We start from the raw sequence: 24,920 nt of genomic DNA on the forward strand, positions 1-24,920 counted from the left end.
CGCTTGAAATAGAAGGTGTAGGTGATTGATTGAAAAGGCTTCTGCAACAGGGATGTTGCAGAGAGCTACAAGGATGTATTCATGCGTCCTTTGAAATCAAGCACCTACACCCAATAAAATAGGAAGGGGTGAGCAGATACGCAGGAACTTCATTTGTTGGATAAAGTTATGAGTCTTTTTGTTCGATTCGCTTCACTCATTCTGTCTGAGTTCTTCAGAATTGCTGTACTTACGCTAATAGGAATACTGCCGTTTTCAGTGAGAGCGACGGACATTGAACCCCGGTCCTATTCCAATATTCCCATCGGCCTTAACTTTTTGGTTACCGGATACGCTCACACCAGTGGTAATGTCACTTTCGCACCGTCAGTACCCATCACCAACGGTAAATTAGAAACGCATAGCGCTTTCCTTGCCTATGTCCGTTCGCTGGATTTTTGGGGGAAATCGGGCAAGATTGACATCATCATTCCCCATGCCTGGATATCCGGTGAAGCGGACGTATTAGGAGAAACGAGGACGAGAGAAGTTGGTGGTTTTGCCGATCCGCTCGTGCGTTTATACGTGAATATTTATGGCGCTCCCGCGTTGTCAATGAAAGAATTTGCCAACTATCAGCAGGACACCCTTGTCGGCCTTAGTCTTGCGGTGTCAGCGCCAGGCGGACAATACGACCCTACAAAACTGGTCAACATCGGCACCAATCGCTGGTTTATCAAGCCCGAACTGGGCATTTCCAAGGCGTGGGGTCCATTGACCGCCGAGATCGCTGCCGGAGCCTTCATCTTCACCGACAACGATGAGCCGTTTCAAGGAAAAAACCTGGAACAGGACCCCCTTTATTCGCTTCAAGCGCATCTGATCTATAACGTGACCCGCGGCATCTGGGTGGCTTTCGATACCAATTACTATACCGGTGGAGAAACCACTAAAGATCAAATAGAAGGCAATAATCTTCAAGAAAACTGGCGTGTCGGCGGCACACTGGCGCTTCCTCTCAGCAGACAATTCTCGGTAAAACTCTACGGGAATACCGGCGTTTACTCTCGAACCGGCAGTAACTTCGACATCGTCGGAATGGCTTTCCAATTCCGCTGGGGAGAAGGGTTATAGAGAACGGATACCGGCCAACTTTGTATAAAATTTGGGTTATGCCTTTTGACCTCATTGTCCGGCTAGTCATGAACCGCATCCTACGGCCCTGTGTTTCCCAGATTAGCCTAACGGTTTTAGTTTTTGCAATTCCTTGATATGCTCGCTGAGGCCCAGGGCCTTATCGACATCAAGTTGTATTGCAATACCGGTGCCTAAACTTTCATCAAGATTGCCGGCTTCGGTAACGGCTTCTAAGATGCAATCGGCGCGTCTTTCCTCGGCCAAAATGAGTACGACAGCTCTAGGGTTTAATATTTCTAGGCCGAAAATACCGAAAACCTTTTCCAGTCCTTGACCTCGAGCCTTGTTGATGATCGTCGCGCCCGTCGCACCGGCGTTTCTGGAAGCATCAAGAACTTGTTCGGTTTTGTCTTCATCGACGAAGACCATGATTAATTTGAAGCGCATATATTTCCTGATCGCATCGGCTAATTTACGGTTAATGAATGCAATAAAGGCTCATTTATACCGAAACCTCCTCAAACCGGCAAGGTGGATCAGTGCCAAATGTTACCATCAAGCAATTGCGTAATTGCAAGACTTGCCCCATCGTTTCTCTTTTTGACCGCATTGTCAGTCAAGTCATGCACAGCAACTCGGTAAGATGTGGTGAAGAACGAACCGCCATCGGTCGCGATTGATGCGGTTCCTATCGTCACCTCAGCCTACTTCCCTTTGCCGATTAGCTTTCTTTCGACACGATCTAAATTGCCAGGCGTCCCGAATAGGACAACCACATCATCTTCCTCTATAACAAGATCGAGCGGTTCGGACTCTCGAAGTCCTTGTCTGACCAGCGACGATACGATCACACCTTCCAATTCCAGTTCCTTTAGTTTTTTCCCTACAATGCTACTACCCGAAGAAATAGATACGGATCTCAGACCATCGGCAATAACCCTATTGAATTCATCCAAAAAGTCCTCCTCGCCACGGTAAAATTCGTGTAATAGCCGATAACGGCTTGCTCGTTGCTGCTGCATGCGACGCACTACCCGAGTGAACGGCACATTGAGTAGTAATAAGGCATGAGAAGCTATCATCAAACCGGCTTCAAGCGCTTCCGGCACCACCTCCGTAGCACCGGCCTGCCGCAATTCTTCAACGTGAGTTTCATCGCGAGTACGAACCATAACGGGTAAATCGGGGCGTAGAGCGCGAACATGGTGAAGAATCTTCTTTGCCAACAAAACATCGTCATAGCTGATAACGATCAGCTTCGCGGTATCGAGACCAACCGCTTCAAGAATATCCCGTTCAGACGAATCAGCGTAATAAACCGGTTCACCGGCAATATGCGCGGCTTTGACCCGTGACGAATCCAGATCGAGAGCGACATAGGGTATCTTTTCTTCTTCCAAAAAATGTCCCACGCTCTGACCTATTCGTCCGTAGCCACAAATAATCGCGTGATCGCGAAGATGCTTCGTTGTTTCCGCATCGACCGGATAGGTTTCCGGGTCAACCTGAAGTTTGTGCTGCCGCACAAACAATCGGGCCAAGACATGGTTATAGCGAATAAGAAAAGGGGCAACGATCATCGAAAACAGCACCGAGGTAAATACAATCTGCGCGTGTTGATTTGTTAAGGCATGCACGTCGAGCGCAATGGCCAGCAAGGCGAAACCGAATTCACCGCCTACCGCTAACAGAAGTCCGGTACGCCATGCCGTAAGACCGTCGAGCCCTGACAAACGCACGATCAAGGCGACCAATAGCGTTTTCGATACCAGCATAGTAGCTACACCGACCAAAGCCCATTGCCAATTCTGCGGTATCGAGGAAGGGTCGAACAACATCCCGATACTGACGAAAAACAAACCAATAAGAACATCGCGAAACGGCCTGATTGTCGACTCCACCTGGTGTCGGAACTCGGTTTCGCCCAGCATCATGCCGACCAGAAAAGCACCGAATGCCATCGACAGCCCCAAACGGTTGGTTGTCCAGGCGGCCAATAACGACACGAAGAGCACGGTCAACGTAAACAGCTCGGTGGAGCGTCGGGCGACAACGGTATGAAACAGCGGTCGCAATAACCAGCGACCAAGCACGAACACCAGCAAAAACGCCAGAACGGCTTTGGCCATTGCCCAACCCAACGCCTCGAATAACACGCTGACATCGTCATCGATGCTGCTCAAAACCGGGATAACGACCACGAACGGCACCGCCGTCACATCCTGAAACACCGACATCGCTACGCCCAAACGACCATGGCGGCTATGTTCATCGCCTTGCTCGGCTAGTTGCTTGCTGATAATGGTGGTCGAGGATTGCGCGAACACCGCGCCGATGACAAAAGCGGTAACCGGAGGCAAACCCAGCCACCAACTTGCCCCGCCGATCACGGCCGTCGTAAGCAACACCTGTCCGGTGCCTAACCCCAATACTTGGCCTCGTAATGCATGGATCTGCGGCAAGGAAAAACTCAAGCCAATCGTGAACAACAGAAACACGATGCCGAATTCGGCGACTTCTCGAATTTGTTGAACTTCAATAACGGGGCCGGGCGTATGCGCCCCGAATAGTACGCCGACCAAGAGATATCCTATGCTGGACGGAATATGTAGCTTCTGAAAGAGAACGACTACAGCCACCGAGGACCCAAGCAGTAAGAGTAAGTGTATCAAGGGTTGATCTATCATTATTGAGGTTTATATTTTTGATTTTATTTTAAAAAGCCGAGGAACAGGCTTAGGAAGCAGGCATCTGGATTGTATCAGCCAAGCCGGGCACGGACAACGGGCATGACGGTTAGACGAGAAGCGTAACATTGAGCCACCCAATAACCTGTATTACTCAATAAACTAATTCTCAAAACAAATTTTGGGGTTTTTCCGGATTCACATTCTAACGAGTTAATCTCTTGATCCTTTTATTAACCGGGTGGCGCTTTAAAGAAGGGTTACCGGCCAATTAACTTGCCAATAACTTTATTGAGGCAGACAATTCGAATCCTACCGTTGGTTTGGATACTTTCCAGCCACTAAGGATATCGCTATAACTAACTTCCCCCTTTGAAAAAAGGGGGATCGAGGGGGGATTTATTAAAAACTCTCCCCCTGCCTCTCTTTTTCAAAGAGGGAGGATAATCGTGCGGTTCGACACAATCCGAATTCCGGGAAGTTATTTATGACGGAATCCTAAGCCCTTAATTTTGCGATGACCGAGAAAAGCCTATGCTCTTTTTATATCTTAATTAATGAGTCTTTTTGACTGAAACAAACCCATGACTTGCACTGATTTATATTTGCCTTGCAAAGCCTTATTTATGAATCGCTTGCGCTTGTGGATTGCTATTGCTTCGGTATTGACTTTACTATTGAGCCACAGTGAAGCTGGCGCGGTTTCACTTAACTTTAATGCCAAGCAGCCATCCAAAGCACTGGACGCAGTGGATCTCTCTGCCGATCCGGCGGAACTGATTGTCGACATAGAAAAAAGGCTGGCTGATACTCGAGCAGAACTGGCAGACGAGCAGGCCAATGCTCAAGCAGGTAAAGCACACACGGACGCTCCAGAAGGCCTATTTCATCGTAACCTGTTTTTGCAAATACTGATTCACGCTTATGAAGTGCAGCTAGAACGCATCAGGGACTTACAGGATCAGCAAAAGCAGTTTGTTCGCTGGCAAAACGACAGCAATGCTCAGGCAAATAAAGATAACCAGACGCCTTTTTCGTTTCTCTTCGAAGACGACTTACGTGAGACACTGGCGATTCAAGCTAAACGTCTTGACAGATTTGGAGGCATGCTGATTTCTATAGAACAGGAAGCCGCGCGCCGGATCTCAGTGATGAAAGAGTCCGCAACCAAACTTCGGCAACTTAATGAAGAATTGGAAAGTAGTCAGGGTGACAATAAAGCGCTGATCAGCGAAAAGCGCACAATAGCGCTGCTTAAAAACCGCCTTGACGCTATCCGCTTATTGGCAGCACAGATTGAATCACAGCGCATTAAACTGGCCATTCAGCAAATAACCAGCAAGCGTGACTTCGCCGAAACTCAAAGAACAAAATTTCGAGCGCGATCACAACTGACCGAGCAGGATATGGAGACTGTACGCAGCAATATTCAGGCAGAACAGAAAAACCTGGTTACCGAGCTTGAAAAATCGGCCGCCGAAATTGGCACCGATAAAGTGCCGACAATATCAAAGCATAATTCCGTTAATAGCCAAACCCAAGCAGCCATTCATAGCATTCACTTGTTGCAGCAGAATCATAAGGAAACCTCTGAACTCAAGTTTCAGGGATTGCAATCGATGCTGGAGTTCCTGCAATTACGGCAAATGATATGGGAATTTCGCTGGTCGTCCTTAAGGGAAGTTGAGCGAGAAAATGCCCGGAAAGCTTATGAACAAATTGCCCAATGGCAAAAAAATTTGGAAGTGGTTCGAGACTATGTCAAGCAAATGCGATTTCTGGCCCTGGATAACGCTACCGATCATTTAAAACCATCCATCAATTTAACCTCCTTCGAAGCGCTGCAGACTCAAGAACTTCAAAACCTGGATGTCGACCGTATCTATATACTGTCTCGTTTACTGGCGGTGCTCGAATCAAACGAACATCTGTTGCTTCGCACCAAACAAGACCTTGATGAGCGTTTTCAGATCAAATCCAGATCGGAACGCTGGTCTGAGCTGGTGTTAAGCATCAACGAAACAGCCTCAGCCCTTTGGGAGTACGAGCTTTTTACGGCTGAAGATAATATTGAAGTCGACGGCAAAAAAATCACCGGAAAACGCAGTATCACTGTCGATAAAGTGGTCACTGCGTTACTGATTCTGATTGTTGGTTACTGGATCGCAGTAAAACTGGCCGTATCCATTGAAAAACTGTCGGTGAACCGTTTTGCTATGGACGCCAGTCTGGCACGAATCGCCAAGCGCTGGATCCTTTTTGTCGAGCTCATCATACTCGGGACCATGAGTCTGATGTTAGTTCACATTCCACTGACTGTATTTGCCTTTATGGGCGGCGCAATGGCTATTGGCGCCGGATTTGGCATGCAGAATTTGCTGAAAAATCTGATCAGCGGCCTGATGCTTTTACTGGAAAGGCCTTTTAGGCCTGGCGACTTGGTGGAAGTCGGCGGTATTCGTGGACGTATCACCGATATCGGCATGAGAAGTTCGCATATCCGCGACGGCAATGGAATTGAAACCTTGATTCCCAACAGCACCTTTATTGAGGAGAAAGTCACTAATTGGACACTGAGCAATCAATCCGTACGTATTGCCGTCAAAATAGGCGTGGCATACGGATCACCGGTTCAGGAAGTCACCGATATTCTGCGCGAAGCCGCCGAACGGCATGGATTAATTGAAGATAAGCCCCCGCCGCAGATCTTATTCGAGGATTTTGGCAGTGATGCGCTGATATTTGGTCTTTATGTTTGGCTGGAATTAAGCCCGGAGGTCGACTGGCGCGTGGTGGCCAGTGATTTGCGCTATATCATCAATAAAAAATTCGCCGCCAGAGGCATTTCAATGGCCTTTCCGCAACGCGATGTTCATCTGGATATTAATCAGCCGATAGATATCCGGGTTTTAAACAATACCTAGCTGACTGCGACAGGCGACAGGCTCAGTACGAACTGAACTGCCTTATCCTAAGGATTACGTCATAAATAACTTCCCGGAATTCGGATTGTGTCAAACCGCACGATTATCCCAGCAAATCTCAATTTGAAGGAAAAAAGGGTTGGGAGAAGCTTTTCGAGGAAGTTATTTGTAGCGATATCCTAAGACCCCGCTTGTCCGGTCAATAGCAGCGCAATTTCTTCTGCGGGTGCCGGTTTGGAGATCAAATAACCCTGGCCATAATCGCAACCGGCGGCCAGTAATAACTGAAATTGCTGTTCGGTTTCGATGCCTTCGGCGATCACTTTGAGCCCCAGTTTATGGGCTAACACTATAATCGCTTCACACAAAGCTCTGTCACCTTCATCACTGGCCATATTCCGGGTGAACGTCTGGTCAATCTTGAGATAATCAATATCGAATTTTTTCAGGTACGAAAGCGCTGAATAGCCGGTGCCAAAATCATCCAGAGCCACTTCTATGCCGGCGTCGCGATAAGCAAACAAATGCTCGCGAGTGCCGTTGCTGGTATCCAGCAACAAGCCTTCGGTAATTTCTATCACAATGCTGTCTCCTGATAGGCCCAGTTCGTTCAGGTAAACACACCAATCGCCAGAGCTTTGATTATGTTTGTCAAACTGTACCGGCGATTTATTGACCCCTATTTTAAAATGAGGAAAATATTGGTTTCGCCACTCCCCGGCTTGTTTGGCCGCAACTCGAAAAACCCAATCACCGATGTCGTTAATCAATCCGGTTTCTTCCGCCAACGGGATAAATTCAGCGGGACTCACCATGCCGCGAACCGGGTGCTGCCAGCGAATCAAGGCTTCTGCCTTGTGAATCTTGCCGCTGCTCATTTCAACAATCGGTTGATAGAACAACAAAAACTCGTCATTTGCCAGCGCATGGCGCAAATCATTGGTCAGCCGCATCCGGTTCTGCGCGAATTGCTCCATCTCTACGGTAAAGTAGTTGTAGCGATTGCGGCCTAGTTGTTTGGCGCTGTACATGGCCTGATCGGCATTTTTTATCAATTGTTCGGAGTCGGTTGCATCCTGCGGATAAAAAGTGATGCCAATACTGACCGAGATATAAACCCGTTCTTCACCCAGACTGAATGGCTCGGAGAGTTTTTCTAAAATGCCCTGAGCAACCCGGTCGACACTGAACTCTGAATCGAGAGCGCTGAGAATGATGGTGAATTCATCGCCTCCCAACCGCGCAACGGTATCGGCTTGCCGAACACAGCCCAGCAGGCGATTAGCGGCTTCCTGTAACAGGATATCGCCCATACCGTGTCCCAAGGTATCGTTGACCTCCTTAAAATGATCCAGGTCCAACAGAATAACCCCCAAGCAGTGACCGCTACGTTGGGCTTTTTTGATTTCCTGATCCAGCCGATCCTGGAACATGCGCCGGTTTGCCAAATCGGTTAAAGGATCATAATTGGCCTGCCGCCAAATAGTTTGCTCGGCTTGTTTTTGCGCGGTGATTTCAGAGAACATCGCCACCCGTCTTTCGACCGCACCATCAGTACCGTAAATACTGTTGATAACCAACCATTCGTGATAGATTTCACCGTTTTTGCGCTGATTCCAAATTTCCCCTTGCCAGTGCCCTGTTAATGTCAGTGAATGCCACATCGTCTGGTAAAAATCAGAATCGTGGCGGCCTGACTTCAGTAAATCCGTTGATTTGCCCAATACTTCCTGTTCGCAGTATCCGGTCAAGCGGGTAAATGCTTCGTTGACCGCTATTATTTTATTTTTGGCATCGGCCACGATCACGGCCTCTCCTATCGCCTTATAAACCATGGCCATCAGCAGCATTTCATGTTCAATGTGCTTGCGTTCACTGATGTCCAGAATCGACACGATGAGCGACCGCTGATTATCGAGTTCTATCGGTGTCAGACTGATCTCCACCGGAAACTCCGAGCCGTCCTTGCGCAAGGCTTTTAAAGTCCGGCTTTGTCCCATTGGTCTGGACTTGTTCTCTCTCATAAACTGTGCACGCTTATGGTCATGCCCATGACGGGCGCCCATAGGCACCAGTTCATCAACGCTTAGACCGATCAAATCGCCCAGAGGGTAGGCAAAAATTCTGGATGCCGGTTCATTGGCAAATTTGATTAAGCCATTTTCGGCCACCAGCAACATGGCCTCCGGAGAGCCGTCGACAATTTTTGACAATTGCGCCCATTGTATTTGCTTGCGGTCGGTAATGTCGGTTTGTGTGCCTATCATGCGCAAGGCTTTGCCGGTAGGATCACGACTGACAACCAATCCGCGCGTCAAAATCCAGCGATATTCTCCATCGCCGTGTTGGGCGCGATGTTCATTGCTGAAGCGCTTAGTTTGATTGTTGAGATGGGCGTTTAAATCCGCATTCATCCGCTCAAGATCTTCCGGATGAATGGTGGCTTCCCAGTTGCGGTAGTAATCCTCTCTATCCAGTTCAGAAAAGCCGAGAATTTCGATACAGCGAGGCGATAGAAACACTTTGCCGGTTGACAAGTCCCAATCCCAGACCCCGTCACCGCCGCTTTCCAAGGCAAATTTCCAACGTAATTCACTCTCCAATAACAGTTGTTCGTATTGCTTGCGTTCGGTGATATCGATCGATATGCCGCAAACAGCGTTAATTTTGCCATGAGCATCACATAACGGGAATTTATGCGATAGATAGGTATGAACGCTGCCATCCGGATGCGGCACATTTTCCTCATAAACTTGCGGCTGTCCACTGCCCGCAACCTGCCGGTCATTTTCCCGCATGGCATAAGCCTGTTCAGCAGAAAACACGTCGAAATCAGATTTGCCTTTTATCGTGTCGTTATTTACGGCAAACAGATTTTCGTAACAGTGGTTGACGAATAAATAGTTGCCATCCAGATCTTTGCTGTAGATAACCGTCGGCGAATTATCCACGATGCTTTGCAACCGAGTTTCACCTAACAACGGCGCCTGAACTGATTGCTGGATTTCCCGGTTAAGCTCATCGAGATCATCGGCAGAGTTAAGAGGGCGACGGCGTTGTTCAATTATCAAACCCAGAATAATGCCTGTAATGGATAACCCCATCAACAATGACAATTGCCGCCACAAAACCGTTGTTGGCATATCGCCGGCAAACAACACCCAAACCAGTATTGCAACCAGAGCATGCGCAACGGCCAGGCCGGTAATAGATAGGAGTTCCTTACGTGTGTAGTTTAATAATTGTTTCAAAAAAAACCGGCCCCGATAAGGTTAATGAAAAAATATCAAAATCTGGATTTCTCGAACGGCTTGGTACTCAGACCATGGCTAAAGCAAAATCCTTGGCATAAGGTAGCGAAAGGTAGCGAAACGAAACCTGTTTGCCGTTAAGTACATACCTTACTCCGATTTTTGGCTACGCATAAGCAGGGAAATCTCATAATTTTTTGCCGGCAAACATTCATAAATACAAAACATAACCTGGTTATAAAGATGCTTCAGCAACAACGTCTTTCCGGCAGAGATTGCCGGAATCCAGAGCACAAGGATGTGTTCGGCGCTCGCCATCCATGGCATCTGGATCTCGACATTCCCTGCCGAGATGACGATTTTTGGCTAAGCTGATTGATCTTTATAAACTGGAAACATAATGAACGATAAGGAGACAAAACAAAGTTTAATCCCTATCAAAATCCGGTGACTTTTTATTAGCCATTAGGTCTCTCTGTCATCATGAGGCCGCCGATGAACCAATTCAATCGCCTGCCTGATTGCTTTTGAGGCGGCATCCATCATTTGCGTGTATTGGCTTTCGGTGAGATTGGCTGATTTATCCGCAGCATTTCGAACGTAACAGGGCGGCAGTTGATTGAGAACCAGGCATGCCACATCTTCCAGAAACGCGCGGGTCAGCGGCTCTGAAGAACCTTCATTAAGTTTCCATAGCTGATCAATGACCAACTGCTCGTAATAATTACTTATATCCAGCATGAAATCTCCTGTGAATCTGATAGGTGACTCTGAAGTATAAGCATAAAAACGCATATTGCTGGGCTCTAAAGGCAATCAGCACATCTTCAGCAAAATGACGGATCTGGTTCGCATTGCCGATGAAGCCAACTTACTCCCTTTTGATTGAAAAACCGTCTAAGAATAGAAGGTATGGGATGTGTCTATCGAGGACCGCCGTGAACCCCTCCATGGGGGCTTGACGGCAGCAATCCTTGCTGCCGACATCCTCGCTAGCCACACCCCATACCTTCATAAAGTTAACCATTTTTTGAGTATAAATGTGAAAACCCGCCAAGCCTCGAGTCTTAACATCGACCGCGAACCGGTCATGTTCTTATTTTTCTGATCGGTTCCGCACCCGCTCAGCTGACGGCCCAATAAAATTCCGATGAACTGTGACACACAACCACTCTTTTTAAAGACAACATGAAACGTATAGACCACTTTTTGACTTGGTCCGCAGTCCTATTAACCGCCTTATGCTGGATTTGGGCTCAACTCTTTGGCTATGTATCTCCAGCTTGTTCCCTGGTTTCCCCCTTGTTATTACTTGGCAGTCTGTTTTTTTCATACCGGGGCCGTAATAGCTGGAAATTAAAGTAACAGACACGCATGGCTGAGCTTGAAAATGTGATGTCAAGCTATCAGTTACTCTCCGATCAAGCTATGGATTATGCAGAAAACCAGTTTTCGATTCTGGAGCAGGATAGGGATTCCGCACTTCAGACAATTCAAGAATCGGTATCCAAACTGTCCGGAAATTTGACCCGAGTAGGCAATCATTTACACACAGCCAATCCGGGATAAAGAAGATGTTGAAATTTCAGGGGTAGATTTATTCTGAAAGGGCAACGCAAAAACAGGGCATTTCACAATAAACTGTGTCAATTGCACTATTTTCAAATTTAAAGCGAACGTGCATTAACGGCTGTATTTCGATTTATATAGCACTTGATTTCAAACAGATTGCGTCAATTCAATACAAAATAGGACTCTTATTTTTTGACAAAATAATTTATTGAGGCAAAATCCATACCGATGGAGGCGGCTAAATGTCGCGCGGCAAAATGCCACATTTTCAGAGGTTAGCGTTGCCGTTAGACTGCGCTTCGACTCTTGTATGCACTCTTCACGAGAACAGAGTTGAAATCCTTCCTCTCAATGCGGCCTCTCCGGCCGCATCTTTTTTTCAAACATTCCGTTAAATCCTGGATGGAGGTACACCATGTCTATTTTTGATAATCCTGATTTTTTATCCATTCAACCGCTTGATTTAGAAAACAAGCTTTATAAGCCTACCGCCCAGTTATTTGTCCACGTTAAACAACAGACCACAACCGCTTATCAAGAGCTCAAGGACGTTTTGCTAGAGGCGCACAGCTTTATTTCAGTGGAGGCCAAGCAGGTTTATGAGCATCCCGGCGAAACACTGAATGACTGGTATCAACTGGCCTTAGACAACGGGACAGCCACCTATCAGGAAGTACTGCCTAAATTAGCCGCGTCCTATCAGCAGGTTGAGAGCGGTTTAATTGACTTGAATGCTCAATCCAAAGCCTTTTGGTCAGCTTTCTATGCCGATCCGGAAGCGTTTTCTGTCAGTTTGATCGAGCCCTTATTGGCACAACTCAATGGTTTATTGACTCAAAGTCAAAGCCATTTAAGTTCATTGACGGGGCAAGTCGAAACCTATCTGATCACTACTTATTCCAACCTGTTACAGGTGTCCGATTTATTGATGCAGCAACCGATGAATACGATCAATGCTGTTTATCAGAATTCGCTTGCTGCCTTGCTTGATATCTATGCTCACATCATTTCGTCGCTGCTTACCCTGGCTTGATCTCGCCATCCATCTAATCAGCATCACTGACCGGCGCAGCAAATGCGTCGGCAACCAATTCATCGGTATTGTCACCTGTCAGTGATTTTAAAAAAGAGACCAGATCATTGACCTCCTGATCACTTAATTTTAAAGGTTGTATTAATGGATCCAGGTTTTCATTAGCGATGCCTCCGCGATTGTAAAACTCGACAACGGCTTTAAGCGTGGCCAATGAACCGTTATGCATATAAGGCGCCGTCAAAGCGGCATTACGCAAGGTCGGTGTTTTGTATTTCCAGCGGTCTTCGGGATTTTGCGTCACTTCATAACGCCCCAGATCATTGGCTTTTGCTTCCGAAACCTGCGCGATCAGATCCCTATCCACGTCAATGAAAATACCGGGAGCCACCTGGATTTTTCTTTTCGCATCGGGTGTGCCCATCGCTTCGAGATAACCGATTCCGGTATTGTGGAAGGTATTATCGGTTAATAAGGCGTCATGAGAGCCAATAGTGTGGCAGGCTGAACAGTTAGCTTTACCGGTAAAGAGTGTTAATCCGCGTTGTTCCGCCCCAGTCAAGGCGCGCTTATCATTGCCGTATTGCCATCGATCGAAAGGCGAATTGCCGGAAACTAGCGATCGTTCATAACTGGCTAAGGCCATGCCTAAAGTTTCCATGCTGGGGCCTTTGCCAAAGACTTTGGCAAATTGTTCTGCATAATCATCGGTAACGTTGAGCTTGTCGATGACATAACCGATGGACGGGTTGGCCATTTCATTGTGAGCTAACAACGGTCCCCACACTTGTTGTTCAAGCGTTGACTCTCGGCCGTCATGAAATAATACGGTGGAATAACCTACGTTATAAAGGGTCGGACTATTGCGTTTAACACTGCGGCCTTCAATCCCCACCGCCGTAGCCATTTCGTTGCTGGTAAAACCTTGTTCGGGAATATGGCACATCGCGCAAGAAAACGTATTATTGAGCGACAGGCGGCGGTCATAAAACAGCTTTCTGCCTAACTGAATTTTTTCATTGGTCACTTTATTTTCAGCCGGTTGCGGCATGGCGGGCAAGCCCAGCGGAGGTGTTCGAACACGTTTCATCAAATCCGCTGATCGACCCGTTCTGTGACTCAGCGCTAGGCTTTGTGTGACGTAACCGGTTTTTTCATAGCTGGTTTTATAGTCACCCGGTCTATAGGGGTTAAGCGGATTGGAAACCTCTAATCGGGGATCTGAAGACTCGTTTTTATTTAGCAGGGTTTTGATGTCATTGATCAAAGTGTCCGGATGAAGAAAAGATGTGCTGTAAATATTGCGAATGTGTTTATCGGTATCGATCAGATAAACGCGCAGAATATGCGAATAAGTCCCCGTGAATTCGCCTTTTTCATCATAGACTTTCTGAATGTTTTGTTTATAGCTGGACAAAATGGGTTGCAGTTCTTGCTCAGATACCGTCGTCAAAAAATGCCAGTCCACACCGTTACCGCTAAGTCCCTCACTGTATTGCCGCATTTTATCGGGCGTGTCATGGCCGGGATCGAAACTGAGGGTGACAAGCCGGACAAGCGAGGCCAGTTCCGGATCTTTTTGCAGCCGGTTTTTAATTTTATGAAATACCGCCGTCGCCAATGGACAGCCGTTAATATCGCTGCAGGTGGAATAAATGAAACTGAGCAGAACCGGCTTATCGCCCATCAAACTGTGCAGTTTTATGGGCTTGCCATCGCTGGTCAGAACGTTGCCATCATCAGCTGAGCCGATGGCCGGAAGACTGTAACTGCCCACAGAGGGGGGGGAAAACTCCAAGGCGCCGTAGCCGGGTGCCACCGTTTGCGGACTGTTACCGGCATACGCTGCTGACACACCCGATATCAGCAACCCTAACACCATCAATTTCGACGTTTTCATAATGTAAATTCCGGAATTTATTGCAAACGGTGATTAAGAACCCAGCAATTCTCAATTTAAAGGAAAAAAGGGTAGGGAGAAGCTTTTCGAGGATGTCGGCAGCAGGGATGCTGCCGTCAAGCCCCCAATGAGGGGTTTACGGCGTTTCTCGAAAGGCTTTTCCCAGCCCAAAGTGACATTGAAAATATCAAACTGGAAATTGCTGTTAAGAACCTGTTTTATCAACAGGTTCTTAATCAGGACAAGCCGAGGCATTACCTCATGGATGTTTAGCCAAGACCGATTGTTGAACGGGTAAATTTGCAGCATATAAAGAGTATGCGCCAAACCGCATTTGATGCGCCCGGCCCAGTTTTTCCTTGATGAAATCAATAGCAAATTGCTGTTTCAAGGCTTTGCCGTCCCAATGGTACAGTTTGAAGAACTGCTCATTGTCAGTGCCTTTTTTGTCCCAATTGGCCAGCAATGAAGAGGTGTAATAAAGCCGTTTACCATCCCAGCTGGAGGAGACCATATTGACTTGAGCGCCAATTTTTTCCTCGTATATTTGCTTGGGATTAAACGGGTCGGAAATATCGAAACCACGGGTTTTGCCGTCCATGAACGTATTGACCCAAAGCATTTTGTCATCACTGGAGATGGAAATATCGACAGGTAGCGGAATCTTGCTGGGCTCACCGATATCGGCAACCGCTTTGGCTTGCCATGCACCTTCTTTATCTTCGTAAATCAACCAGATTTTTGAAGTAAGTGCGGTGCTGGTGAAGCAATAATTATTATTGGCACCCCATGCACATCGAATTTCCAGGGGCGCGCCGGGCACATCAAGCACTTTTTTAGGTTTACGGGCATGAAGATCCCACTGCACAACCGTATTGCCGAAACGCTTCATGGCTTCCTGATCATTAAGCATTTTGCCGAAATCCATCATGTAATTCGACCAACCGGTAAACGAGGAGGTCAGCATCAGGTTACGCCGGGGCAACACACGCACATCGTAGCCGTAACCGTCGGCATAATTTCCGGTTTTAACCGCGCCTTGCAGATTACTGTCGGTAGGTGTCCAGTAAGTCGACACATACTCACCTTCATTGGTGTATTCAACCAATCCGGTACGGCCGCCATGATCCTTGTTGTTGGATAATCCGGTGATCATCATCCGGCCCGGTAACGCATAGGTCGTGTGAGGACCCACGACACCACCGCTTTTGGCGACAAAGTCGGTAATGACTTTAGTCAACTTGGGTTTAGCTGGATTGGTATGCACATCGAAAATAAAAATCTTGTTGGTATCCAGGCCGCCTGCCCATAAATAATGACGGTCATCGGTAAAACCGGAGTGATGCGCTTCATTGCGTCCACCAACGGACAAGGTATTGATGACTTTTCCGTAGCTGGCCGATTTAGGATTGACGTCAACAGTGACCAATTTGTCTTGCTCATCGCCCACCCCTTCCATGCCTAATGTCCAGACATAAACGAAATCTTCCTGGCCTACAATTTTGGCCATATAAGGCGACATACAGGTTTCATCGGCTTGCACCGACAATGAGCCCAGGCCGGATAGTGCGATTGTCGATACGGCAAAAAAACTGACTTTTAACAAATTTCGTAGCGGTTGTGCGGGTTTAATCATTTTTGTTTTCATGGTGTCTGCACTCTTCTTGTAGTTTTTCACGCGGCGCCAAAGACCCAGGGCCAGTTTGGCATCCAGTATTTGCTTAACCTTTTTAGACTCCTCTTTGTGTTGACTGAATTATTCGCTGGTGGTGGGATCGATGATGGTTTTGATTTGGGAAATTCGGTTGACAGGAAATTCGCCCTGTTCAGCGTGCTCGCGGATGGCTGCTTCATCAGGCGCGATATAAATGCAATAAATTTTATTGTCCGTCACATAACTCTCAAGCCATTGAATATAAGGCCCCATGTTCTTTAGGATGCTGCATGATTTCTGGGAAATGTGCTGCAACTGATCGGCTGACAATGCGCCTGCATTGGGTATTTCTCTTTCGATGATGAATTTGGGCATGGTGCTCTCCTTATTTTAAATGACTGGTCGTCTTAATTTCGGTTAAAAAAATCAGGGTCTGAATAAGTCGTTCAGTAAGTTGTCGATGCAGTATTTTAAAGGGCTGGTTGATTTTTCAATTTTCATCCTCAACAACGCGCCCTGCCAGCTGTCGACCAGCAAGTTGGCCATCTCTTCCGCTGATTTATCAGTTCTGATGGTTCCTTGTTCTTGAGCCTGCTGCAGAGCTGTTCTTAAAAGATCACGGTAGCGTTTAACGGCAACCTGTAATGATGCCTGGCAGAGCGGACTGGTATCGCTGATTTCGCCCATTAAATTGCCTAACAGACATCCGCCTTTAAATTCCGCTTTTTCAGCACCCTCAATGAGTTCGGCATAATAGCGTGCGAGCGCACCCAGCGCATTTCCGTCATTGTTCTGCATGTGTCCGGAAAGTTCCTGGATAAAAGGCTCGATATAGTGCTGAATAACTTCAGCTCCAAAGTTTTCCTTGCTACCGAAATAATTATAAAAGGACCCTTTTGGAATATTGACGGCGTCCAAAATCTCCTTCAATCCTGTGCCGTGATAACCTTGAGCCATGAGTAAGGCAACACCTTGGCTCAACAAGTTTTCACGATTGATTTGTTTTTGATTTTTTTCTGCCATGTGCAAATAATACGACCGGTTGTCTTATTGTGTCAAACATTCATTTTCCTCAGCAAGAAAAATTGCCGGATAATCAAAGTTACACTACTATCAGCAATCATTAATTTTCAGGAGAGTTAGAAGCATGAACGATCAAAGTTTGGGCGAAGACGATGATGACAATGCTGAATCAGGCAAAGATATCCATCCTTTAGCCAAGTTAAGCGTCGTCGCGGTAGGAACAAAAATTGGCGCTACGGTTATTTTGAAAATGGCCAAACACCCTATTTTGCTATTCGGCATGGGCATTATCAGTGGCTATTACATCAACAAAAACAGAAAAGAGATTATTGCGGCTGTTGAAGACGTCAAACAATACACGGTATCGATTGGTAAGAAAAAGGATGAGAATTGATCTTCCGCCCAAGACTTAACCGGACCAGCCTTTTAGTTGCGCTCGCCGAACAACGCTGTTCCGATTCTCACGATGGTTGAGCCTTCTTTTATTGCCGCTTCCAAATCATCGCTCATACCAAAAGAAAAGGTATCGAGCTGGGGTAAATTTAACGCCGTAACGGCCTCATAAAGCGAGCGATAGGGGAGGCATTGACGAGTAAATTCAGTTTCAGGTGCCGGTATCGCCATCACTCCCCTGACGACTATATTGGGCAACCTTAAAGCCTCATCAACAAACCCGGCGAGCTCCTGCAAATCAATGCCGGACTTGGTATTTTCATGGCTGATGTTAACTTGCAGACAAATGTTTAAGGGCGGCAAGTCAGACGGACGCTGTTCGCTCAAGCGTTGCGCTATTTTTAATCGATCGACGCTATGCACCCAATGAAAATGACTGGCAATTTGTTTGGTTTTATTCGATTGGATCGGCCCGATGAAATGCCAGATGATATTGAAAGCGCTCAAGGCTTGTTGCTTTGCAAGCGCCTCCTGAAGATAACTTTCGCCAAATTGCCGTTGCCCGGCTTTGTAAGCCTGAGCGATGATGGATGCCGATTTGGTTTTGCTGACGGCCAGCAATTGAACGGAGCCCGGCAGCCTGTGGTATTTGGATTCAGCCGCGCTTATCCGGGCTTTTATCTGACTTAATTGTTCGGCAATCACTATCATGGTGGACTGGTTTTATGAAAAGGAGGGGTATTACACAATACCGCTTCAAAAAATCAAAGACTTAGTCTAGGCTTAAACCTGTTTAATTTTCAACACAAGGCTAGTTCCAGAGGATTTTATGGATATTGCTGAACTTTTGGCTTTTTCGGTTAAAAATAACGCATCGGATTTACATTTGTCGGCCGGTTTGCCGCCAATGATCCGGGTTGATGGAGACATCAGGCGCATCAACATTCCCTCGCTTGATCACAAGGAGGTCCACGCGCTCATTTATGACATCATGAATGATAAGCAACGGCGGGATTATGAAGAATTTCTTGAAACCGATTTCTCTTTTGCATTACCGGGCGTGGCACGTTTTCGTGTTAACGCGTTTAATCAGGACCGGGGCGCTGCCGCAGTATTCAGAACGATTCCTTCCAAAGTGCTGTCTTTGGAAGATCTCAATGCCCCCAAATTCTTTGAAGAAGTAACCAAAAAGCCCAGGGGGCTGGTATTGGTCACAGGCCCGACAGGCTCCGGAAAATCAACAACGCTGGCGGCGATGATTAACCATATCAATACCAATGATTACGCCCATATCCTGACGGTTGAGGACCCTATCGAGTTTGTCCATGAAAGCCAGAAATGTCTCATTAACCAACGGGAAGTCCACAGAGATACCCTCGGCTTTACCGAAGCCTTACGTTCCGCTCTGCGGGAAGATCCGGATATTATTCTGGTAGGCGAAATGCGCGACCTTGAAACCATCCGGCTGGCATTGACCGCGGCGGAAACAGGACACTTGGTTTTTGGCACATTGCATACCACATCGGCGGCAAAAACCATTGACCGGATTATCGATGTTTTTCCGGCAGCAGAAAAGGATATGATCCGGTCCATGTTGTCAGAATCCTTGCAGGCGGTTATCTCTCAAACACTGCTCAAAAAAGTGGGCGGCGGACGTATCGCTGCGCATGAAATCATGGTTGGAACACCCGCGATCAGAAACCTGATTCGTGAAGCCAAAGTGGCTCAAATGTATTCAGCCATCCAGACCGGCAGGAAAGAAGGTATGCAAACCCTGGATCAAAATTTGAAAGAAATGGTGGACAAAGGGCTGGTAACGGCGAAAGCCGCGATGACTAAATCGGTTAACAAAGACATGTTCCGCTGAGGCAATCAACATGGATTTCAAGCCATTACTGGAAATCATGGTCCAGCAAAAAGCATCCGACTTGTTTATTACAACCGGTCGGCCGCCTACCATAAAAGTCGACGGCAAATTAATTGAGCTGTCAAAATCCAAATTGAACCCCCAGCAAACTGAAGCCATCGTCACCGGCATCATGAACCAACGGCAAAAGGATGAATTTGAAAACACCAAGGAATGCCAGTTTGCGATCAGTTACACTGATTTAGGCCGTTTCAGGGTCAGCGCCTATACTCAGCGCGATTCGCCGGGCATGGTATTGAGACGGATAGAAACGCATATCCCTGATGCCGAAGAATTGAATTTACCACCGATACTCAAATCATTGGTGATGAATAAACGGGGACTGGTTCTTTTTGTCGGGGGAACAGGAACCGGTAAATCAAGCTCCCTCGCGTCACTGATCAAATACCGCAACCAGAATACCTCAGGGCATATTATCACTATAGAAGATCCGCTTGAGTTCATGCATCCGCATCTGGGCTGCATAGTCACTCAACGCGAGGTAGGCATGGATACCGAATCGTATGAAGTCGCTTTAAAAAATACGCTGCGGCAGGCGCCGGATGTCATTTTGATCGGCGAGGTCAGAACCCGCGAAACCATGCAACAGGCTATTACTTTTGCCGAAACAGGGCATCTGTGTTTAACCACATTACATGCGAACAATGCCAATCAGGCCATTGACCGTATACTGCATTTTTTTCCCGATGAAATGCATGGACAGTTGTTTATGGATTTATCGATGAATCTTCGCGGCATTGTTGCCCAGCAATTGATTGCGCGCGCGGATGGCAAGGGCCGCTATCCTGCAGTGGAAATACTGATCAACACACCGTTAGTATCCGACTATATACGAAAAGGTGAAGTGCATAAGCTTAAAGAATTAATGAAAACTTCGCGTGAGCAGGGCATGCAAACTTTCGATCAGGCCCTCTACGATCTCTATGTGGCAGGCAAGATCAGCTATGAAGACGCGCTCAATTCTGCAGATTCAAGAAATGAAGTTAGGCTGATGATCAAACTGGGGGCAGAAAGTCTGGCGGGTGGTTCAGAAATGAATTTACAGGAGGAAGATGATCTTAACCGGCTTTACTGATGCTGTTAAATCAGCCGCCTATTGCAACGTTTAACGCCTAACCCCGCTATTTTGTCTCCCGTATTTTCCTGATGTCCGAATGGTATGGTTTCGGATATCAGGGCTTTATCGTCCTGATTTTCGAGCTTCGGTAATGGTTTCATAGGCTTTTCGAATACGTTGGGTTTTTTCTTTGGCCAACGTCATCATTTCTTCAGGCAATCCTTTCGCGACGAGTTTATCCGGGTGATGCTGACTGATTAAGCGGCGGTAGGCTTTTTTGATATCGCTGTCTGAAGCGTCAGAAGTTAGGCCTAATATGGCGTAAGCATCACTGAGATTCCCTTTTTTTGGGGCCGGATACTGACTTTGCTGCTGATGAGAATAAAACCGTTGTTGAGCATTGACTTGCAACTTGATGCGTTCGTATTCAAAACGTGAAATGCCCAGCCGATGACAGATATGTAAAAGAAGATGGTCCTCTATGGCATGCAATTGACCGTCTGCCAGCGCAGACTGTAATTGAATTTCTAAAAACATTCTGATCAAATTCGTGCGACGGTGGCATTCCTGGCGAAACTGATCCAGCACATCATCCAAAGGAAAATCATTACTTTTGCCTTGCTGAAACAAATTAATCGCGGCCGTGCGCATGGCCTCTGATAAAGCCAGCTGGGTCATGATTTGTTTGGCCATGTTGATTTCCGCTTCGGAAACCCGGCCATCGGCTTTGGCAATATGCCCCATGACAGAAAATGTGGCCGTAAAAAATGCCATTTGCACCCGATGCGCATCACCAGGCCCGAGGGACTCCTCAGTTACCGAATGATCGATACCCACATCGAATTGATGTCCTAAAGAGGCGCCTAAAATGGCACCCAGCGGGCCTCCCATCAGAAAGCCAAATGCACCGCCAAAGATTTTACCTAGCCAACTCATGGATATGAAACTCAAGGAACAAAACGATGTTAGAATTATGCCATTAATTTTCAATTCAAGTGAGGCATTATGAGCGCGCCGTCGGTTCTATTCGAATCATCTTTATCAAACCTTAAGCTGATCGCTCGCGGCAAGGTGCGTGATATTTACGCAATTGATGACAAGCACATGCTGATTGTCACAACGGATCGCTTATCGGCTTTTGATGTGATACTCCCGGACCCTATTCCCGGTAAAGGCCTTGTTTTATCGCATGTTTCCCATTTTTGGTTCGAAAAAATGGCGCATATCCTGCCCAATCATTTATCCGGAATGTCTTTGGCAGAAGCGGTTCCTGATGCGGCCGAGAGAGAGCAGATTGAAGGGCGCGCCATTGTTGTCAAAAAATTAAAACCTTTACCGGTTGAGGCTATTGTCCGCGGCTACATTATAGGTTCAGGATGGAAAGACTATCAGGCATCAGGCGCTATTTGCGGCATTCAGTTACCTGAAGGCTTGCAGCAGGCCCAGCAATTACCGGAACCTATTTTTACGCCCTCGTCAAAAGCCGCAGTGGGCGATCATGATGAAAATATTTCGTTCGCCCAAACCGTCGCTTTACTCGGCGAGTCAATGGCGGAGCAGGTTCGTCAGGCCAGTTTAGCTATCTATAAAGAAGCTGCCGCTTATGCCTCCGAAAGAGGCATTATTATTGCAGATACCAAATTTGAGTTTGGCTTGGATGAGCAAGGCGCTTTGCATCTGATTGATGAGGTTTTAACGCCCGACTCGTCAAGGTTCTGGCCTGCCGATCAATACCGGGTAGGCATCAGCCCGCCCAGTTATGACAAGCAATATATCCGGGATTATCTTGAAACGCTGGCTTGGGATAAAATCCCCCCGGCACCTCATTTACCCGATGAAGTGATTAAGCGCACTGCTGAAAAGTATCATGAGGCAGAGCTGCAGTTGACGCGTTCTTGATGTTAGATATTTCCTGGGTTTACAGCAAGCCGTGCTCGGCAAATGAATAAGGCTGGCCGTCACCGATGATAAAATGATCCAGCAACCTGATATCGAACAGCGACAAAGCTTGTTTTAGTTTATCGGTGATTTGTTTATCCGCCTGACTGGGTTCGTTAATTCCAGAGGGGTGATTATGAGCAAAAATCACTGCCGCTGCATTATGATGCAGGATACGCTTGACGACTTCCCGGGGATAAACAGCGGCACTGTCAATCGTGCCCCGGAACAGTTCTTCAAGCTTGATCACCCGATGTTGGTTATCGAGAAATAAACAGGCAAAAACTTCATAGCTGTATCCTCTTAATTGGGCGCTAAGGTAAGCCCGGGTAATCTCCGGACTGGTCAAGGCGTCACCTCGTTGAAGGATCTCGTGAAAATGGCGCCTGGCCATTTCCAGTACCGCTTGCATTTGTGCATATTTTGCCGGACCCAGCCCATTACTTTGACAAAAGCGTTGCTGGTTGGCGTCTAATAAGGTGCGTAGCGAACCGAATTCGATCAGCAAGGTCCGAGCCAGATCAACTGCCGTCTGACCGGGCGTGCCTGTACGTAGAAAAATCGCCAGTAACTCGGCATCGGTCAAAGAACCTGCGCCTTTTTGCAGTAACTTTTCTCTTGGCCGCTCATCTGCCGGCCAGTCCTTAATTGTCATGGAACCACTCCATCAGACCTAAAATTTAAGGATAGGAGAAATTAGCTATACTTGCCATAATGACGAGTTGGTTTTTTTTGACAGTGAAAACGGGTTAATTTAAAACTCTTTGATTTTTAAAAGTTGAGCGAACCATTATTAACAAGCATATTTTACTCGCCGTATCAGGCGGTATTGCGGCCTATAAAGCAGCGGAACTGGTCCGGTTATTACGGAAACAGGCCTTTGACGTGCGTGTCGTTATGACAGAATCCGCACAAGCCTTTATCAGTCCGCTGACTTTTCAGGCATTATCGGGCCACCCAGTCGGTACCCGCTTGCTTGATGAAGACCAGGAACATGTAATGGGGCACATCAGTCTGGCGCGTTGGGCGGATAGCGTGCTCGTTGCTCCGGCTACGGCCAATTGCATCGCCAAATTCAGCCATGGCTTGTCTGATGACTTGGTATCGACGCTTGTTTTAGCTGCAACCTGCCCTGTTTTTATAGCGCCGGCAATGAATCAGGCGATGTGGAATAAAGCCGTGACACAAGAAAATGTGGCTCGCCTTAACCGGGATGGATTCAGATTTATTGGCCCTGCGTCCGGTGAACAAGCCTGCGGAGAAATCGGATACGGCCGTATGGCCGAACCGGATGTCATCTGCGAGACGCTTTCACGATTTTTCTGCCATTGCGATCTATCCGGTAAAAAAGTGCTGATCAGCGCGGGGCCAACTCGCGAGCCTATTGACCCGGTCCGCTTCATCACCAATCGAAGCTCCGGAAAAATGGGCTATGCCATTGCAGAGGCCGCCATCGAAGCCGGTGGAATCGTCACATTGGTTAGCGGCCCCGTTGCGTTACCGCCGCCCAAATATTGTCAGATCATCAATGTCGAATCTGCTGCGCAAATGCATGAAGCCGTTATGGCCAGTGCGCCCAACAGCGATGTTTATATTGGTGCCGCTGCAGTGGCTGATTACAGCCCCAACACCCATCAACCGGAAAAAATCAAAAAAATCGAAAACACGCTGATTCTTGAGTTGTTTAAGACCCGGGATATTCTTGCCGAAGTGGCTGCATTACCGGTACAAAGACCGTTTACCGTCGGATTTGCCGCAGAAACACACGATCTGGAACGCTATGCAAAGGATAAATTAGCGAAAAAAAATGTTGATATGATTGCGGCTAATTGGGTGGGCAAAGACCAGGGCGGTTTTGACAGAGATCAAAATGCGCTGCAGGTCTATTGGAAGGGAGGGGGAAAACAATTGGAAATGACGGATAAAACCCAGCTGGCCAGACAACTAATAAATTTAATCGCAGAGAAAATGAATGAAAAAAATACAAATTAAAGTTATGGATGACCGACTTGGCGACCAAATTCCATTACCTGATTATGCGACTTCAGGATCAGCAGGACTCGATTTAAGAGCGTGTCTCACGGAACCGCTTACCTTAAATCCAGGTGAAACAAGCCTTATTCCTACCGGCATCGCCATTCATATTGAAGACAAACATCTGGCGGCAATGATTTTACCAAGGTCAGGATTAGGCCATAAACACGGCATCGTATTGGGTAATTTAGTAGGACTTATCGATTCCGATTATCAAGGTCAAATTTTTGTGTCTTGCTGGAACCGGGGGCAAACCACTTTTCAAATAGAAATCGGCGAGAGAATAGCGCAGATGATTTTTGTTCCCGTGGTACAAGCTGAATTTGAGCGTGTGGAATCGTTCGATCAAAGTATGCGCGGTGCCGGCGGCTTTGGTCATACCGGTAGAGAATAATTACTCGGGAGCACATT

General features: G+C 47.1%; 23 protein-coding genes. 12 read left to right on the plus strand and 11 right to left on the minus strand.

What is annotated here, in order from left to right; all coding sequences use genetic code 11:
* The first annotated feature begins 168 nt into the window (after window positions 1-168).
* Window positions 169-1,113: a transporter gene (locus Q7V32_RS08290; protein WP_304896510.1), complete on the plus strand. Its 945-nt coding sequence runs from the start codon at window positions 169-171 to the stop codon at window positions 1,111-1,113.
* 102 nt (window positions 1,114-1,215) lie between these two features.
* Here Q7V32_RS08290 and Q7V32_RS08295 read toward each other — a convergent pair whose 3' ends face one another.
* On the minus strand, window positions 1,216-1,563 hold the full coding sequence (locus Q7V32_RS08295) for a P-II family nitrogen regulator (RefSeq protein WP_304896511.1): 348 nt from the start codon (window positions 1,561-1,563) through the stop codon (window positions 1,216-1,218).
* 92 nt (window positions 1,564-1,655) lie between these two features.
* Here Q7V32_RS08295 and Q7V32_RS08300 point away from each other — a divergent pair, with 92 nt between their 5' ends.
* Complete coding sequence (locus Q7V32_RS08300) at window positions 1,656-1,796, plus strand: hypothetical protein (protein WP_304896512.1); 141 nt, start codon at window positions 1,656-1,658, stop codon at window positions 1,794-1,796.
* Between the two features lie 24 nt (window positions 1,797-1,820).
* Here the strand turns inward: Q7V32_RS08300 and Q7V32_RS08305 are convergent, their stop codons facing one another.
* Entirely contained in the window at window positions 1,821-3,803 is a 1,983-nt protein-coding gene (locus Q7V32_RS08305; protein WP_304896513.1) for a cation:proton antiporter, read from the minus strand.
* A gap of 626 nt (window positions 3,804-4,429) precedes the next feature.
* Between Q7V32_RS08305 and Q7V32_RS08310 the strand changes: the two genes are divergently transcribed.
* Complete coding sequence (locus tag Q7V32_RS08310; RefSeq protein ID WP_304896514.1) at window positions 4,430-6,727, plus strand: mechanosensitive ion channel domain-containing protein; 2,298 nt, start codon at window positions 4,430-4,432, stop codon at window positions 6,725-6,727.
* A 179-nt stretch (window positions 6,728-6,906) separates the two neighbouring features.
* On the opposite strand, the gene Q7V32_RS08315 is transcribed toward Q7V32_RS08310, so the two are convergent.
* Entirely contained in the window at window positions 6,907-9,978 is a 3,072-nt protein-coding gene (locus Q7V32_RS08315; RefSeq protein ID WP_304896515.1) for a bifunctional diguanylate cyclase/phosphodiesterase, read from the minus strand.
* Between the two features lie 243 nt (window positions 9,979-10,221).
* Here Q7V32_RS08315 and Q7V32_RS08320 point away from each other — a divergent pair, with 243 nt between their 5' ends.
* Window positions 10,222-10,353, plus strand: coding sequence for a hypothetical protein (locus Q7V32_RS08320; RefSeq protein ID WP_304896516.1), 132 nt, complete (start codon window positions 10,222-10,224; stop codon window positions 10,351-10,353).
* Window positions 10,354-10,443: 90 nt separating this feature from the next.
* On the opposite strand, the gene Q7V32_RS08325 is transcribed toward Q7V32_RS08320, so the two are convergent.
* Entirely contained in the window at window positions 10,444-10,719 is a 276-nt protein-coding gene (locus tag Q7V32_RS08325) for a late competence development ComFB family protein (protein WP_304896517.1), read from the minus strand.
* A 633-nt stretch (window positions 10,720-11,352) separates the two neighbouring features.
* Between Q7V32_RS08325 and Q7V32_RS08330 the strand changes: the two genes are divergently transcribed.
* On the plus strand, window positions 11,353-11,547 hold the full coding sequence (locus tag Q7V32_RS08330) for a hypothetical protein (protein WP_304896518.1): 195 nt from the start codon (window positions 11,353-11,355) through the stop codon (window positions 11,545-11,547).
* Window positions 11,548-11,965: 418 nt separating this feature from the next.
* Window positions 11,966-12,583 (plus strand): hypothetical protein, encoded by a 618-nt coding sequence (locus tag Q7V32_RS08335; protein ID WP_304896519.1) that lies wholly within the window; start codon window positions 11,966-11,968, stop codon window positions 12,581-12,583.
* 13 nt (window positions 12,584-12,596) lie between these two features.
* Here the strand turns inward: Q7V32_RS08335 and Q7V32_RS08340 are convergent, their stop codons facing one another.
* The 4 genes from Q7V32_RS08340 to Q7V32_RS08355 form a co-directional block, all read right to left on the minus strand.
* The gene (locus Q7V32_RS08340) at window positions 12,597-14,483 is read right to left on the minus strand and encodes a cytochrome c peroxidase (RefSeq protein ID WP_304896520.1); all 1,887 of its coding nucleotides are present in this window, start codon (window positions 14,481-14,483) and stop codon (window positions 12,597-12,599) included.
* A gap of 259 nt (window positions 14,484-14,742) precedes the next feature.
* A complete protein-coding gene (locus tag Q7V32_RS08345) occupies window positions 14,743-16,131 on the minus strand; it encodes a selenium-binding protein SBP56-related protein (protein ID WP_304896521.1) in 1,389 nt (462 codons plus the stop codon).
* A gap of 108 nt (window positions 16,132-16,239) precedes the next feature.
* Window positions 16,240-16,512: a DUF4242 domain-containing protein gene (locus Q7V32_RS08350; RefSeq protein WP_304896522.1), complete on the minus strand. Its 273-nt coding sequence runs from the start codon at window positions 16,510-16,512 to the stop codon at window positions 16,240-16,242.
* 51 nt (window positions 16,513-16,563) lie between these two features.
* Window positions 16,564-17,160, minus strand: coding sequence for a TetR/AcrR family transcriptional regulator (locus tag Q7V32_RS08355; RefSeq protein ID WP_304896523.1), 597 nt, complete (start codon window positions 17,158-17,160; stop codon window positions 16,564-16,566).
* A gap of 124 nt (window positions 17,161-17,284) precedes the next feature.
* On the opposite strand from Q7V32_RS08355, the gene Q7V32_RS08360 reads away from it, so the two are divergent.
* A complete protein-coding gene (locus tag Q7V32_RS08360; protein WP_304896524.1) occupies window positions 17,285-17,554 on the plus strand; it encodes a hypothetical protein in 270 nt (89 codons plus the stop codon).
* Window positions 17,555-17,586: 32 nt separating this feature from the next.
* On the opposite strand, the gene Q7V32_RS08365 is transcribed toward Q7V32_RS08360, so the two are convergent.
* The gene (locus tag Q7V32_RS08365; protein WP_304896525.1) at window positions 17,587-18,264 is read right to left on the minus strand and encodes a YggS family pyridoxal phosphate-dependent enzyme; all 678 of its coding nucleotides are present in this window, start codon (window positions 18,262-18,264) and stop codon (window positions 17,587-17,589) included.
* Window positions 18,265-18,382: 118 nt separating this feature from the next.
* Between Q7V32_RS08365 and Q7V32_RS08370 the strand changes: the two genes are divergently transcribed.
* Entirely contained in the window at window positions 18,383-19,420 is a 1,038-nt protein-coding gene (locus Q7V32_RS08370) for a type IV pilus twitching motility protein PilT (protein ID WP_304896526.1), read from the plus strand.
* 10 nt (window positions 19,421-19,430) lie between these two features.
* Entirely contained in the window at window positions 19,431-20,555 is a 1,125-nt protein-coding gene (locus tag Q7V32_RS08375) for a PilT/PilU family type 4a pilus ATPase (protein WP_304896527.1), read from the plus strand.
* A gap of 105 nt (window positions 20,556-20,660) precedes the next feature.
* Here Q7V32_RS08375 and djlA read toward each other — a convergent pair whose 3' ends face one another.
* Window positions 20,661-21,473 carry a co-chaperone DjlA gene (gene djlA, locus Q7V32_RS08380; RefSeq protein WP_304896528.1) on the minus strand — a complete coding sequence of 271 codons (813 nt, stop codon included), beginning with the start codon at window positions 21,471-21,473 and terminating at the stop codon, window positions 20,661-20,663.
* Between the two features lie 69 nt (window positions 21,474-21,542).
* Between djlA and Q7V32_RS08385 the strand changes: the two genes are divergently transcribed.
* A complete protein-coding gene (locus tag Q7V32_RS08385) occupies window positions 21,543-22,436 on the plus strand; it encodes a phosphoribosylaminoimidazolesuccinocarboxamide synthase (protein ID WP_304896529.1) in 894 nt (297 codons plus the stop codon).
* Window positions 22,437-22,455: 19 nt separating this feature from the next.
* On the opposite strand, the gene radC is transcribed toward Q7V32_RS08385, so the two are convergent.
* Window positions 22,456-23,130 (minus strand): DNA repair protein RadC, encoded by a 675-nt coding sequence (radC, locus tag Q7V32_RS08390; protein WP_304896530.1) that lies wholly within the window; start codon window positions 23,128-23,130, stop codon window positions 22,456-22,458.
* A 134-nt stretch (window positions 23,131-23,264) separates the two neighbouring features.
* On the opposite strand from radC, the gene coaBC reads away from it, so the two are divergent.
* The gene (coaBC, locus tag Q7V32_RS08395) at window positions 23,265-24,467 is read left to right on the plus strand and encodes a bifunctional phosphopantothenoylcysteine decarboxylase/phosphopantothenate--cysteine ligase CoaBC (protein WP_304896573.1); all 1,203 of its coding nucleotides are present in this window, start codon (window positions 23,265-23,267) and stop codon (window positions 24,465-24,467) included.
* Complete coding sequence (dut, locus tag Q7V32_RS08400) at window positions 24,448-24,903, plus strand: dUTP diphosphatase (RefSeq protein ID WP_304896531.1); 456 nt, start codon at window positions 24,448-24,450, stop codon at window positions 24,901-24,903. Before coaBC ends, dut begins: the two co-directional genes overlap by 20 nt.
* Window positions 24,904-24,920: the final 17 nt, after the last annotated feature.

This window comes from Methylicorpusculum sp., from assembly GCF_030651835.1.
Lineage (GTDB): Bacteria > Pseudomonadota > Gammaproteobacteria > Methylococcales > Methylomonadaceae > Methylicorpusculum.

Excerpts from the sequence above, each read along its gene's own strand:
- Q7V32_RS08290 (WP_304896510.1), top strand. The coding sequence starts at position 169 with ATGAGTCTTTTTGTTCGATTCGCTTCACTCATTCTGTCTGAGTTCTTC.
- Q7V32_RS08345 (WP_304896521.1), bottom strand. The coding sequence starts at position 16,131 with ATGAAAACAAAAATGATTAAACCCGCACAACCGCTACGAAATTTGTTA.
- Q7V32_RS08320 (WP_304896516.1), top strand. The coding sequence starts at position 10,222 with ATGCTTCAGCAACAACGTCTTTCCGGCAGAGATTGCCGGAATCCAGAG.
- Q7V32_RS08335 (WP_304896519.1), top strand. The coding sequence starts at position 11,966 with ATGTCTATTTTTGATAATCCTGATTTTTTATCCATTCAACCGCTTGAT.
- radC (WP_304896530.1), bottom strand. The coding sequence starts at position 23,130 with ATGACAATTAAGGACTGGCCGGCAGATGAGCGGCCAAGAGAAAAGTTA.
- Q7V32_RS08370 (WP_304896526.1), top strand. The coding sequence starts at position 18,383 with ATGGATATTGCTGAACTTTTGGCTTTTTCGGTTAAAAATAACGCATCG.
- Q7V32_RS08295 (WP_304896511.1), bottom strand. The coding sequence starts at position 1,563 with ATGCGCTTCAAATTAATCATGGTCTTCGTCGATGAAGACAAAACCGAA.
- Q7V32_RS08325 (WP_304896517.1), bottom strand. The coding sequence starts at position 10,719 with ATGCTGGATATAAGTAATTATTACGAGCAGTTGGTCATTGATCAGCTA.
- Q7V32_RS08340 (WP_304896520.1), bottom strand. The coding sequence starts at position 14,483 with ATGAAAACGTCGAAATTGATGGTGTTAGGGTTGCTGATATCGGGTGTG.
- Q7V32_RS08375 (WP_304896527.1), top strand. The coding sequence starts at position 19,431 with ATGGATTTCAAGCCATTACTGGAAATCATGGTCCAGCAAAAAGCATCC.
- djlA (WP_304896528.1), bottom strand. The coding sequence starts at position 21,473 with ATGAGTTGGCTAGGTAAAATCTTTGGCGGTGCATTTGGCTTTCTGATG.
- Q7V32_RS08330 (WP_304896518.1), top strand. The coding sequence starts at position 11,353 with ATGGCTGAGCTTGAAAATGTGATGTCAAGCTATCAGTTACTCTCCGAT.
- Q7V32_RS08360 (WP_304896524.1), top strand. The coding sequence starts at position 17,285 with ATGAACGATCAAAGTTTGGGCGAAGACGATGATGACAATGCTGAATCA.
- dut (WP_304896531.1), top strand. The coding sequence starts at position 24,448 with ATGAAAAAAATACAAATTAAAGTTATGGATGACCGACTTGGCGACCAA.
- Q7V32_RS08355 (WP_304896523.1), bottom strand. The coding sequence starts at position 17,160 with ATGGCAGAAAAAAATCAAAAACAAATCAATCGTGAAAACTTGTTGAGC.
- Q7V32_RS08310 (WP_304896514.1), top strand. The coding sequence starts at position 4,430 with ATGAATCGCTTGCGCTTGTGGATTGCTATTGCTTCGGTATTGACTTTA.
- Q7V32_RS08385 (WP_304896529.1), top strand. The coding sequence starts at position 21,543 with ATGAGCGCGCCGTCGGTTCTATTCGAATCATCTTTATCAAACCTTAAG.
- Q7V32_RS08365 (WP_304896525.1), bottom strand. The coding sequence starts at position 18,264 with ATGATAGTGATTGCCGAACAATTAAGTCAGATAAAAGCCCGGATAAGC.
- Q7V32_RS08305 (WP_304896513.1), bottom strand. The coding sequence starts at position 3,803 with ATGATAGATCAACCCTTGATACACTTACTCTTACTGCTTGGGTCCTCG.
- Q7V32_RS08350 (WP_304896522.1), bottom strand. The coding sequence starts at position 16,512 with ATGCCCAAATTCATCATCGAAAGAGAAATACCCAATGCAGGCGCATTG.